This window comes from Methanohalophilus sp. WG1-DM (genome assembly GCF_004104135.1).
Classification (GTDB): domain Archaea; phylum Halobacteriota; class Methanosarcinia; order Methanosarcinales; family Methanosarcinaceae; genus Methanohalophilus; species Methanohalophilus euhalobius.
In genome coordinates, this window is record NZ_RRBA01000001.1 from 256,274 (window position 1) to 269,161 (window position 12,888).

The following is a 12,888-nucleotide window of genomic DNA, read 5'->3' on the forward strand; positions in this document are numbered from 1 at the left end:
ATGATCCTGCATATATCAGATAATTCTATAGAAATCCAGGCTGATAGTATACCGTTGAAAGATGTACTGGAAATGGCAGATATAAATCCTTTATCTGTTATCGTGGCAAGGGAAGGAACCGTAATACCAGTCGAAACGACTGTTTATTCTGAAGATACCCTAAAAGTATATAGGATATCCCATGGCGGCTGAAACACCTCTTCTATGCAAAACCTGTGGAGCAAACGCAGTATCAGGAGGGGAAAATCTCCTTTGTACAACTCATTTCTGTGAAATGGTAGAAAAGAAAGTCAGGACACATATTGCAGATCAAAACCTTATTCTGGATAATGAGCATATAGCAGTTGCATTATCAGGGGGTAAGGATAGCACAGTTCTTTTGTATATCCTGTCCAAAATACTATCAGATTTTGAGGGAGTGAAACTTACTGCTATTACGGTTGATGAAGGGATACCAAATTACAGGGAACAAACCCTTGCTTATGCACAGGAAGTTGCAAATTTTTTGAATATTGAGCACAGGATAATATCTTTCAGGGAAACTTTTGGTGGACCCCTACCCAGCCTTTTGAAAAAAAGAAATGTTTCAGCGTGTACTCTTTGTGGTGTTCTACGGAGAAAAATACTGGAGCAGGAAACCTTTAGCATGGCTGTCCCAAAACTTGCGACAGGACATTCTCTAGATGATGAGGCCGAAACCGCCATGATGAACATACTTACCGCAAATATAGATGCAATAATTAATACTGCATCCCCGAATTCCGGTAAGGAATCATTGAGGATAAAGCCTTTTTCAGTTTTAAATGAGTATGAAATTGCATTATATGGAATCCTCAAAGGCATATTTCGTGAGTTTCCAGAATGTCCTTATGCAGGACCTTCGCTTCGTGCAGAAGTCAGACAAATGTTTTTGAGTATGAAAACAAAATATCCAAATATAACCGGGCAGTTTGCGGATAATTATAACTCATTATTATCTTCGATAGCAAATGTAGAGAAACCTTCTGGTAAAAGTAAAAAAGAGTGCAATATATGTGGTGGGCCCACATCAGGTGACATCTGTCGTGCCTGCATTCTGGTCGATCCAAAAAATAATTTTTGTTAAATCAGCCAGCTTCAGTGAGTAATTGGAGGTTTTTGTTCATCTATCCAGTAACATCCTTCTTTCAATTGGATAATGGGCTGTAGCGGCATTAATAAGTTCTTCGGCTGTACTTTCTTTAAAAGAGTGGACTTCAACCCGTACACCAACAGCTTTCAGGTGATTTATCAGATCGACAAAATCGCCATCTCCACTAACAAGCACAATGGTATCTACTTTGGGTGCAATTGAAATCGCATCAATTGCTATCCCCATATCCCAATCTCCTTTGGTGGAACCATCAGGTCTTACCTTCAGGGCCTTACTTTTTACTTCCCAACCAATTGAACCAATAAAACTTTTAAAACCTGACTGGTCGATATCCGGGGTTTCTACAAGATAGGCTATTGCCCTTGTCAATTTTCTTTCCATTACGACAGCACGTAAAAGTTTTTCGTAATCAAGTCTCCCGTAATGGATATTTCTGGCAGAATAAAACATATTCTGCACGTCTACAAAAACCGCTAATTTTTGGCTGTTAAACATGGATTACCTGTAATATTTTATGTTTAATTATTTATTGTCTTCCTTTCTCTTTTGGAGTAATGTTTTTAGTGTTTTTTATGTTTCATAATATAAAAAATAGAGGTTCAAATTTATCTAATTAAGCAGAAGACTACTTCCGTGAGGTGGGATCTGAATGCGTCTTTCATTGTTTTGACACAGAATACAAATAGTATCAAAGACACAGGTGAATATATATGTTGAAAGCCTGCAAATATAGAATGTATCCAACAAAACAGCAAGAAGAAATGTTTAGCAAGCATTTTGGTTGTGTGAGGGTAATCTATAATTGGGCCTTAGAACAGAAAATTAAATCCTATGAGCAAGACGGAAAATCAATTTCCAGATTCACATTGAATAAAACAATTCCAAAATTATATGAAGATATGGAATGGCTGAAAGAAGTCAATTCACAATCTTTGCGTGGAGCTACTCTTAATCTGGAGAATGCTTTTACCAAGTTTTTCCGTGAGAAAATAGGTTTTCCCAAATTTAAATCAAAGAAAAATCCAGTGCAATCATTTTCAATTCCACAACATTATAAAGTGGATTTTGATAATAATAAAGTCAAACTTCCCAAAATTGGATGGGTAAAAACAAAGTTGCACAGGCACTTTGATGGAAAATGTAAAACCGCAACAGTATCAAAGATACCGTCTGGTAAATATTTCATTAGCATTCTTGTAGATGATGGTAAAGAATTACCTGATAAACAGGATTTTGATGAAAATAGTACGGTTGGTATTGATGTTGGAATTAAGGATTTTGCCATTATGTCTAACGGTGAAAAAATAGATAACCACAGGCATCTTAATAATTCAATAAAAAGATTGAAAGTATTACAAAAACGTCTCTCACGAAAACAAAGAGGTTCAAAAAATAGAGATAAAGCAAAACAGCAGATAGCAAAACTTCATGAGAAAATAGCAAATCAGAGAAATGATTTTCAGCATAAATTAACTTCCAGATTAATTAGCGAAAACCAAGCTATTGCACTGGAAACATTGAATGTTAATGGCATGTTAAAGAATCATTGTCTTGCCCAATCTATCTCTGATGTATCATGGAGTTCTTTTGTAACTAAATTGGAATATAAAGCAGAATGGTATGGCAAAAGCATATTGAGAATTGGACAATTTGAACCATCCACGAAAATATGCAATGTCTGTGGGTATCATAACAAAGACATTACACTTGCAGACCGTAAATGGCAATGTCCTGATTGTGGTGAAACCCATGACAGAGATGTCAATGCTGCAATTAATATTAAGAAGTTTGCTTTAAATAAACAGAATTTGATAGGTATTTGAAGCACCGTAGGAACTACGGGGATCACTTGTTGCGTACCATTGGTTAGTACCTGTGGTTCAGAAGATTTATACATATATACGACTGTATACTACATCAAGGATAAAAGCGGTTGAATATAAGTTTCAAGTGGGGGTAAGGTATGCAGATTAAACTTTTGATGGCCAGCGTGATAGCACTGACATTACTTTCATCAGCGGCAATGGCTGTTGAAATTACTGTGGGTGACAGTGGTAGCGGGAATTATACAACAATTCAGGATGCTGTAAATGTGGCAAATGACACTGACACGATTATTGTCTATCCAGGTACATATAATGAAAATGTTGATGTGAACAAATCAGTCATCATTATTTCACAGTCCGGGAACCCGGATGATACTAAAGTTCAGGCGGCTTCTTCAGCAGATTATGTTTTCAATGTGACCAGAAATAACGTGACAATCAGTGGCTTTGATATAACAAATGCTACAGGTACTTCTAAAGCTGGAATATTTCTTGATGGTGTCCAGCACAACACAATAAGTAACAATAAATTTTCTAAAAATTATTATGCCGTCTTCCTCAATGAATCCAGAAACAATACACTGACCCGCAATATCGTATCCAACAGCAGTTCATCAGGTATTCAATTGGTAGATAGTGGTAGTAATACTATTTATGACAACTATTTCAACAATACAATTAACATTAAGATGTCCGATAGTGCTGGCAACTCCTGGAATATCAAAAAAACATTAGGTCCAAACATTGTAGGAGGACCTTCCATTGGTGGTAACTATTGGGCACATCCTGATGGTACAGGACATAGTGAAACCTGTACAGATGCAGACAATGATGGTTTTTGTGGTTCATCTTTTTACATCAATGACAGTGACATTGATTATCTACCCCTTACGATCAGTGCAGCCATTGATATCGAAAAGCATACCAATGGCGAGGATGCTGATGAGAGATACGGTCCATACATCAGGTGGAACTATGAGGTCAGATGGGATTTTTACATCAGCAATACCGGCAATGTCAACCTGACAAATGTTGTGGTAGAAGACAATAAATGTGGTGTTATGGGTACCATTCCCATACTTATGCCAGGGGAATCTGTTCAATTCACAGAGACGACTTCTGCATTGCTGGGTCTGCAAAAGACCAAAGCAACAGCCACCGGAACACCGACAGTAGGTCCAGATGTAATGGACTATGACCGTAGTTACTATTTCGGACATGATTCACAGCCGGCTTTCGATATCCCGACTGCCCAACCGTTATTGACTGCAGGCTTTCTTGGTATAGCAGTTGTAATGTTTATGAGAAGAAAACGCAAATGAGCAGGGCCTTACAGCTTTATATTTTTTGAAGGCTCCCGTTTTATGGCCAGATAAGTACATTAAAAAATTCGGCTTTGTTAATTAAAAATAGTTATATAGGTTAAGCGTTCATATAACTATATGAATTGTCCTAGATGTAAGAGTTCCAATCACAAAAAGAATGGTAAAGTCAATGGGCGTCAACGCTATAAATGTCACGATTGCGGATATAACTTACCGTTGAGATGAAATCAACTGCTAGTTCCACTTCTGTAAAGAGACAGGCTTTACAACTCTATCTCGAAGGATTAGGTTTTCGTTCCATAGGGAGATTTTTGGGAGTAAGCCATGTTTCTGTGTATAATTGGATGAGAAAATTTGGTCAGGAATTAGAGGACCTAAAAAGCGAAAATGACATAGAGATTGTTGAATTAGATGAGATGCACACTTATATTGGTAACAAAAAAAATATTGTTGGATCTGGATTGCTATTGATAGAATTGGGAAAAAGTTCATCAACTGTGCTTTTGGTAGCAGAGGCACAGAAACGGGGATAAAACTCTGGGACAAATTAAGGGACATTGATATAAAAGAAGTCATGACAGATCACTGGAAAGCATATACCATAGAAGGATACAACAGTATATTTATGCATTTTCTGGCAAGGTTGAGAAGAAAATCTAAATGTTATACAAAAAGCCTTGAAATGTTACGGTATTCCGTCTTGTTGTTAATGAAGTACAGAAATAAAGAATTAGCAATATTTAATTAACAATGCCAAAAATTCAAGTATGTCTGGTGTATGGAAAAACGAATAAAAAGGGAATATTTCCCCTTTTATTACTTATCCTCGCATGAAGAATGAGAAAATCCTATCTATCATGCTCTGTCCGACTCCTTTTCCATTGTTCCCCGGATTCTTATCCGGTTTGTCTTTTTCATCACCAACATCTGTATTTTCTTCAAAAGTCTGCTCGCCACCACAATCGATGCAGCAGGGTGTATAGTTGAAGTAGGTTGCCCAGTTGTTGCCATCAAAGTCTTCACCGTCTGCCCAGGCAGTTTCACTTACGTCCCACACATTCTTTTTATCACTACTTGACGGGCTTACAACTACTGCATGGGCTGCAATGAAGGTCTCATTACAGGATTCTAGGGGTACTTCGTATGTTACCTGTTCCCGATAACTTTCCCATTCATCCTTATATGTGAACTGACCAGGTATCGGATTCCCATTTTTCTGCGGCAGTTCATTAGGATCATCGGCTACTTCCATATGTGTCTCTGTTATTCTCCAGGATTCGTCCACTTCATAGGTTATTCTGAGGGTCGGCTGGTTATCTACACATATTTCCGACAGGTTTACTATTCCTACGTCTATATGTTGTCCTGCATAAAGTGTAACCGTTTTCTGGCAGTCATCTCCGGCAAGAACACCGCCTACGGACATTGTCATAAGGACAATGAATGCAATAAGTAATTGAATTTTGGTTTCATAATCTCATACCACCTTTACTTCTATTGAGCTGTAGAAGGTAATCCATTACTCAATGGATTCAGCTCATATCGCACCATAATGATATAAACTGACAAGATATAAATAAATATATAGATTACAATAAAATTATATTTACGATTTTTCATAACACATAGTTCTTGTTGAAATTGTCTTTTGGATACAGGACAACGAAATATATACGTCAGTAAACCAATTTGGTATTAATGAAAGTGCTATCCGGCCTTTTTAGGGAAACACTGATGCAGTGGAATGAAGATGACGGTATAACCAGCAGTGCGGCTCTTTCATTCTATCTTATCCTAAGCCTGCCTGCTATACTCTTGTTCTCCGTGTCCGTAGGGAGTTATTTATTGAAGGCACGTCATCTGGAGTCTGCCATAATCGGCTACATCGATCTGGTAGCAGGAGAGACATTGATATATCTGGTGGAAGGTCTCCTTTACCAGATACCCGATATTGCATCCCTTACCGCCGGGGCAGCTATAAGTTTCCTTCTCCTCGTATGGGCCGGTGGTAACCTTTTCAGGCAGTTCAAGAAGATAATTGATAATATGTGGGGTTTCCCCGGTCCTGAATCTGACTGGTTGCATCATTTCCTGAAAAAAAGTTTTGCGTCTGTGATAGGAGTATTTGTGGTTGGTTTTTTGCTGGTATTGAACACATTCGTTGAAGCATTTTTCCTGATGGGATATGGTTTACTGAATGAGCTGGTCCCTTTTAACCTGAAAATCATACAATATGCCAGTTCGTTTTCGAATTTCCTCATCCTCCTGGTGTTATTCATATATATTTACAGAGTGTTGCCTGAGGCCAGAATCGGCATGAGATATGTACTGGAGGGTTCACTTTTTACGGTATTACTGATTACAATAGCCAAGTATTTTTTAGCCTTTTACCTGTCTTATGGCAATATAACCACAGTTTACGGAGCCATAGGTTCCATAATTGGATTTTTGCTCTGGGTATATTTTTCATTCATAGCAGTAACCTTTGTAGTGGAGATGATCAATGTACGCTCAAAAAATGTCAGCAGAGAAAAATCTGCTTGAGAAAAGGCATGACACTATCCTGTCATCTGAAAATCAGATATAATCATATTTTTTCAGGATAGTTTGCAAATCCATTATAAGATCACCCCTTTTTTTAGCATCTTCTATTTCCTGCAGTAACAGCTGTATCAATTTATCTGCATCCTGGCATTTTTTATAGTACTCGGGGTCCAGAAGAACATCTTCCGGAATTTTTTTGCTTTTAACCACCCTGTGCAAATCATTTGTATATATTATTGTCTGGTCACAATAAATTCTCAGGAATCGCGCATTGCTTCCTTCTACTTTTTTATATATTGTACTGATCTTGTCAGAAGCCAGGTATTTACCCTCTTTTACTTTTATCCATACCATATTGATAAGCCCTGAATCGTACACATCGTTTCAACTAAATATAGTTTTTTAAGAATAATTAATAATGTAAAATAAGTTTTAGCAAACAAGCGATTCAATCTGCTAATCATCTCTTTTTGCCAATGAAATAGTAAGCTATAGCTCCAAGTACACCAAACAACAATGCAGCTAATACTCATATGATTTTCATAATGGTACTAAGTCTTCGATTATTGGTAAATACATCGTATATTACCCATATGGTAGCCAGTAAGGTTACGATTCCCCATATTTCTTCTAATACCATTACTTCTCCTCCAGTATATTAGATATATCTATAACTTTGTTTGTCGGATTATATAAGGCTATGTAGAAAATTAGTTTATTGTGGCGCCCATTCTCGAATGTTTTCTCTCTGAATCCCTTTCATTATTAGCAACCCTGAAATCAATATCAATATCGCACATATATGGAATGGTGTCTCGAACGAGACATACCCGGCCAGTATTCCCCCAAACAGGGGTCCGGTTGCCATACCTGCCGCCTGGGCACTTGTAATTATGCTTATCCGACTGCCTGTTGAATGCCCGCCTGTCATGTCCACTGCCAATGCCATTAAGGGTGTTTCAACTGCCGCCATTGATATTCCCTGCATAATCCGCAGTATTATTAGCTCTTCAATATGTATTACATGCCCCAATCCGATAACAATCAGGGCATTTATGGCAATACCTGAGATAATTATCCATTTGCGTTCTATGCGATCAGACAGAATTCCCATTAGTGTCTGGAAAACAATACGGGATATTACATAGGCTGAAACTGCCAGGCTGAGGAAAAACTCCCCTGTCTGAAGCCTCTGCTGGTAGGCCGGTAGAAGGGAAAGGACGATGGTAATTCCCACCATCATCATGAAAATTGCAACTGCAAGGACATAGTACTCCTTCTGGTTTGCATGGTCCGCCGTTTTTGGTTCTTCTGGTTGTGGTGGGGGTGCTGTTTCTTTTACGAAAAATTGTACCAATAACAAAGTTGCAAGTACAAGAAATCCACATATATAGAATCCAACATCAAAGTTTGATATCGCCAGGATTCCTCCGGCGATGATGGAACCTATCCCGAAAGCAAAACCCCTCAGGCTTGAGTATATCCCGATTGCCTGGCCCCTTACAGATGAAGTGGAAAGGTGGGTAACCATTGCTACAATCGCAGGAACTGTAGCTCCAATGGCAATTCCCTGTATAACACGCAGTACTGTCAGGCTCTCAAGTGAGGAAGTATAGGGATAGGATAAACAGAGAAGGGTATAAATGACATATCCCACAACAAGAAAATCCTTTCTCCTGTTGAGTCGGTCACTCAAGCGGCCCATAAAAGGCTGGGATATTGAATTTGCAATTCCAAAAGCTGCAGTTGCAATCCCGGCTTTCAGTACTGCAGGCATCTCTGCTATTATTCCTGCATCAAGCCGGGCCGCATATAGAGGTATAAAAAACAGTAGCATACCTGTTGCCAGATCTTTAAATACCTTGGAAAAAGACAGGATGTAGAGTTGTCTGTCAATAGAGTGCTGGTTTTCTTTCATGACATGATCCGGATATCTTTATGGGTTATCTATTAAAGGGAATATATCTTTATAGATTTCCGGAGTACAAAATGTTTATCTAATTAAGCAGATTGGATGAAGTCTGCAGGAAATTCACACATAGATTACCTGATTGGATAAGGAGTGCCCAAAGAATAGGTTCACAGGCTGCCATCATGTAATTCTCTGTAACTTCTCCTTTCTTATTTGATTTATTTATATAACTGAATTCATAAAAGAAAATTACCAGTATCATAATACCGTTAAATTTGCAAATTTTACATGGTAAATCTTTATAAATATTGAATCCAATCAAAAACGAAAAGGTGATCCTGTGATGAAATACTGGCAGCCAGAATATGAAACCATGCAAAAAGATGAAATGCGCCAATTACAGTTAAAACGACTAAAAAAAACGGCTGCAAGCGTCTATGGAAACGTTCCTTTCTACAAAGACAAATTTAAAGCACTTGATGTCTGCCCTGAAAATATCAATTCAGTTGATGATATCACAAATCTTCCCATCACAAAAAAATCCGATCTCCGTGCCAACTATCCTTTCGGACTGTTCGCAACTCCTAACAAAGATGTAGTCCGTATTCATGCATCCTCTGGAACCAGTGGAAAACCCACGGTTGTCGGATATACAGAAAATGATATTCGTACATGGGCAGACATGATGGCCCGTGATCTCAAAATGGTAGGAGTTGGACCGGATGATGTTTTCCAGAATTCCCTGAATTATGGACTTTTCACCGGAGGGCTTGGCTTCCATAACGGTGCTGAAAGACTTGGTGCAATGACCGTCCCTGCGGGTACCGGCAATACTGCCAGGCAACTTGAAATGATGCAGGATTTTGGAGTAACTGCAATTAATTGTACTCCTTCTTATGCTCTTTATCTTGCTGAAACCGCAGAAGAGATGGATATTCTGGATAAACTTTCATTACGTATAGGCACCTTTGGAGGAGAACCCTGGTCATCCAACACACGAAAAGATATTGAGGATGTCTTTGGAATGAAGGCTTATGATTCCTATGGTCTATCTGAACTTATCGGTCCCGGGGTTGCTTTTGAGTGTGAAGAGCAGGATGGGTTACATATATGGGATGACCATTTCCTTGTAGAGGTACTGGATTTAAATGGGGAACAGGTGTCCGAGGGGGAAAAAGGTGAACTTGTCCTGACATCCCTCACCAAGGAAGCCTTTCCTGTAATACGCTATCATACAGGTGATATTACCCGACTGCTTGAATCCGAATGTGCATGCGGAAGAACAAGCACCCGAATTTCCCGTATAATGGGCCGGGCAGATGATATGTTAATCGTACGCGGGATTAATGTGTTCCCATCCCAGATTGAGGATGTGCTTGTGGGTATTAATGAGATTACCGATCAATTCCAGATACTGCTCAAACGTAATGCACATAAAATGGATGAAATTACTGTCAGGGTGGAACTATCCGATAATGCTTTTACAGGGGAACTGAAAGATCTGGCTGCTGTTAAAAAACATGTCGAAAATGAACTTAAAAGTGTACTGAATATACGCACCAATGTTGATCTTGCGGAAAAAGGTACTATTCCTCGCACCACCGGAAAAGCAAAACGTGTAGTCGATCATCGTGAAGCACTCTAAAAGGATGTTTAAACATATGCCACATGTAATGGAATTGTTGGGAAAGACCCGGATTGTTGTAAAGAATGGCAAAGTTATCGAGGTTGGGGAACCTACCGTGAAATGGTGTCCCATTTTTGATAAGGTGCATGGAATCAAGGAAATTACTCCAGAAGCTGCGCGGAAAAATATGGAATATCGGATAAAGGATTTTGGTCTTTTCACATCCGAAAGGAAACTGGAGCAGGATGTATTCGTAGGATTCGGTGCTTCTGAAGTCATGATGACCGGCCTGAATCGGGATATGCTTGATACTACTGTCACCGTGTGCGATGGAGCGGGCACTGTGATCACAAACAACCCTAAACTTGTACAGGGAATGGGTGCCCGTATCTCAGGACTGATTGAAACAGAACCCATTGATGCTGTAATTAATGGTATAGCAGAAAAGGGCGGAATTGTACTGGATCCATCAACTGCTGAAATAAACCCGGAGGGTGGTGTGCTGAAAGCAGCTAAACTGGGCTACAGGAGAATTGCAGTCACTGTGGTCCATTCCGAAAATGCAGCACGCCTGAGACAACTTGAAGCTGAAGGTGAATTGGACCTGCTTATCGTTGCGGCACATACCACAGGTCTGGGAAAAGAGGAAGCAATGGAACTTTTCCAGCATGTGGACATTACGACAGGGTGTGCTTCCCGCCAGATACGGGAATTAATTAAACCCCTTGCACAGGTAGGCACGGCAGTACCGCTTTTTGCATTAACACAAAAGGGTAAGGAAATGCTGCTTGAAAGGGCAAAGGAAGTGGAATCCCCTGTCCTTATAAATACAATGCCCCTGCCGGTGTTACCGGAACATAAACAGCCCCGGGAACTGGTTTGAATTATTCAAAGGAAGTAATTGAACTTTCCTTTGATTTTTTCATTTTTGCTTCTATATATTTGAATGCAGGTACTCCCGTACCGCTTGTTTCAGCAGATACAAGTGCATTTACCCAGGGTCCGTTTACCATATAAGCGGTGCCAGGATGTGGTTCTTCATAGGTGGATTGGAGGGCTTTTACAACTACTTTCCCTGCACTATTTTCAATAGTTACAAGATTTCCTTCCTTCAGTCCAGCTTTTTTCATGTCCTGTTTATCAAGCCGGATTATTGCTGTAAGGTTTGCATAATCATCTGAGAAACGGCTATCACTATTTGCTGCACTCTGGAAGATATCACGATGAGTGATAATGAGGATTTCCATTTCAGGAGATGAAAGGAACTGATCAAAACCCATCATATGGCCTCCATTATTTTTTCAATGATATCTGCATCGGCCATTTTATCCGATTTTCTCATTTGTGTTAGTTCGACTTTGACCCCATCCATCCGAATTGCTTCCCCTTTACATTCCACACCAGTAACGGCCGACGGGATTGTCACATTTGCAATCTGGGAAGTGAAGGTCTTACAGGGGTCAATTACAATGGTTGGGATTTCTTTGAGATTTGCAGCTATACTCCCGGGCAGGCTGGAAAGGGGGTCTGAACCGATGATAAGGGCAGCGTCTACTCTTTTCTCTTTCAATACCTCCACAACTGAGTATTGGGGCCCATGACCTATATCTTCCCCATCAAAACTTACCCTGTTAATATAGCCTGTTTGGTCAAACAGGGTATGGTTGAAGCCACGCATGTTATACTGCCCGACCATAGGCATCAAATGGAAGTCTGTCTTCTTGTTCAGGGCTTCCAGAAGATCTTCCATGGGGGATAGGTCGTGCATGGAATAAACCAGCCCCAATCCTGCAAATATCACACCGAATTCTGCTTTTTTCAGCACGTTTGCAAGTTCAAGAATTTCTTTTGGTTTCATACCAAAGGTTACTTTCGGTACTTTTCCTGATAGGGCTTCTGTCAGAGCCCGGGCAAATTCGGCGTCTGCTTTTGGAGGAATCCGGTAAAAATTATCTTCACATATTATTGCTGTATCCGATTTGCGTACATCAATTGCTATTGCCGTCCTGTCTTCTTCCCACCCCCTCTGGCGCATTCTTCCCCTGGGAAAATAAGAATATTTAGAAAGATGTCTGGGATGGGAATTTGAAGGATCACATCCCCAGTATACAATTACATCAGCCTTGTCCCTTACTTCATCCAGTGTACAACTTTTGATTTTATCATTGAGAATTGCTTCAACAAAAGGACCCTGGCAGAACGATGAGGTGTCATCAATGCAGGCATTGGATTTTTTTGCCAGTTCAATGGCTTTTTCCTGGGCTTTAAGACTCGAATTTCCCATACCAAATATGAGGGGATTTTTGGCACTTTTCAGAATTTCAGCTGCCTTTTCAATTGCATCCTGAGATGTGGCATCTTTTGCATCCACAGTACACTCTAGAGGATGCTGGCAATTTTTTATCCACGCAACCCCTTTGCGACAGGCACTATCTATAATGGTCTTGTTTTCTTCTTCCCTCAGTTCTATATCGTCACACAAAAGAGCGCATCCTGTACAAACATTGTATTCTCTTTCCAAA

At 39.7% G+C, this 12,888-nt stretch carries 13 protein-coding genes and 1 pseudogene; 8 read left to right on the forward strand and 6 right to left on the reverse strand.

All coding sequences use genetic code 11. The annotated features are described in order from the left end of the window. Both CI957_RS01330 and CI957_RS01335 read left to right on the forward strand, forming a co-directional pair. A complete protein-coding gene (locus tag CI957_RS01330) occupies window positions 1–192 on the forward strand; it encodes a hypothetical protein (protein WP_105460076.1) in 192 nt (63 codons plus the stop codon). Next, the gene (locus tag CI957_RS01335) at window positions 182–1,105 is read left to right on the forward strand and encodes a TIGR00269 family protein (RefSeq protein ID WP_105460077.1); all 924 of its coding nucleotides are present in this window, start codon (window positions 182–184) and stop codon (window positions 1,103–1,105) included. The genes CI957_RS01330 and CI957_RS01335 overlap by 11 nt, the downstream gene beginning before the upstream one ends. Before the next feature lie 36 nt (window positions 1,106–1,141). Here CI957_RS01335 and CI957_RS01340 read toward each other — a convergent pair whose 3' ends face one another. Then, a complete protein-coding gene (locus CI957_RS01340; protein WP_096711401.1) occupies window positions 1,142–1,627 on the reverse strand; it encodes an NYN domain-containing protein in 486 nt (161 codons plus the stop codon). Between the two features lie 215 nt (window positions 1,628–1,842). Between CI957_RS01340 and tnpB the strand changes: the two genes are divergently transcribed. From tnpB to CI957_RS01355, 3 genes and pseudogenes are all read left to right on the forward strand, one after another. After that, a complete protein-coding gene (gene tnpB, locus CI957_RS01345) occupies window positions 1,843–2,955 on the forward strand; it encodes an IS200/IS605 family element RNA-guided endonuclease TnpB (protein WP_128754062.1) in 1,113 nt (370 codons plus the stop codon). 140 nt (window positions 2,956–3,095) lie between these two features. Then, window positions 3,096–4,280: a NosD domain-containing protein gene (locus CI957_RS01350; RefSeq protein ID WP_128754063.1), complete on the forward strand. Its 1,185-nt coding sequence runs from the start codon at window positions 3,096–3,098 to the stop codon at window positions 4,278–4,280. A 120-nt stretch (window positions 4,281–4,400) separates the two neighbouring features. Beyond that, a pseudogene (locus CI957_RS01355) lies at window positions 4,401–5,031 on the forward strand (IS1 family transposase). A 72-nt stretch (window positions 5,032–5,103) separates the two neighbouring features. Here the strand turns inward: CI957_RS01355 and CI957_RS01360 are convergent. Then, on the reverse strand, window positions 5,104–5,715 hold the full coding sequence (locus CI957_RS01360; protein ID WP_128754064.1) for a hypothetical protein: 612 nt from the start codon (window positions 5,713–5,715) through the stop codon (window positions 5,104–5,106). A gap of 266 nt (window positions 5,716–5,981) precedes the next feature. On the opposite strand from CI957_RS01360, the gene CI957_RS01365 reads away from it, so the two are divergent. Continuing rightward, entirely contained in the window at window positions 5,982–6,827 is an 846-nt protein-coding gene (locus CI957_RS01365) for a YihY/virulence factor BrkB family protein (protein ID WP_128754065.1), read from the forward strand. A gap of 33 nt (window positions 6,828–6,860) precedes the next feature. Here the strand turns inward: CI957_RS01365 and CI957_RS01370 are convergent, their stop codons facing one another. Continuing rightward, complete coding sequence (locus CI957_RS01370; protein ID WP_128754066.1) at window positions 6,861–7,205, reverse strand: hypothetical protein; 345 nt, start codon at window positions 7,203–7,205, stop codon at window positions 6,861–6,863. A 337-nt stretch (window positions 7,206–7,542) separates the two neighbouring features. Next, window positions 7,543–8,745: an MFS transporter gene (locus CI957_RS01380; protein WP_128754067.1), complete on the reverse strand. Its 1,203-nt coding sequence runs from the start codon at window positions 8,743–8,745 to the stop codon at window positions 7,543–7,545. Between the two features lie 337 nt (window positions 8,746–9,082). On the opposite strand from CI957_RS01380, the gene CI957_RS01385 reads away from it, so the two are divergent. Then, window positions 9,083–10,384, forward strand: coding sequence for a phenylacetate--CoA ligase family protein (locus tag CI957_RS01385; RefSeq protein WP_128754068.1), 1,302 nt, complete (start codon window positions 9,083–9,085; stop codon window positions 10,382–10,384). 16 nt (window positions 10,385–10,400) lie between these two features. Continuing rightward, window positions 10,401–11,249 (forward strand): methanogenesis marker 8 protein, encoded by an 849-nt coding sequence (locus CI957_RS01390; protein ID WP_096711393.1) that lies wholly within the window; start codon window positions 10,401–10,403, stop codon window positions 11,247–11,249. A gap of 1 nt (window position 11,250) precedes the next feature. Here the strand turns inward: CI957_RS01390 and CI957_RS01395 are convergent, their stop codons facing one another. Continuing rightward, window positions 11,251–11,649, reverse strand: coding sequence for a molybdopterin dinucleotide binding domain-containing protein (locus CI957_RS01395; protein ID WP_308736806.1), 399 nt, complete (start codon window positions 11,647–11,649; stop codon window positions 11,251–11,253). Then, window positions 11,646–12,887 carry a formylmethanofuran dehydrogenase subunit B gene (locus CI957_RS01400; RefSeq protein WP_105460083.1) on the reverse strand — a complete coding sequence of 414 codons (1,242 nt, stop codon included), beginning with the start codon at window positions 12,885–12,887 and terminating at the stop codon, window positions 11,646–11,648. The genes CI957_RS01395 and CI957_RS01400 overlap by 4 nt, the downstream gene beginning before the upstream one ends. Between the last annotated feature and the right edge of the window lies 1 nt (window position 12,888).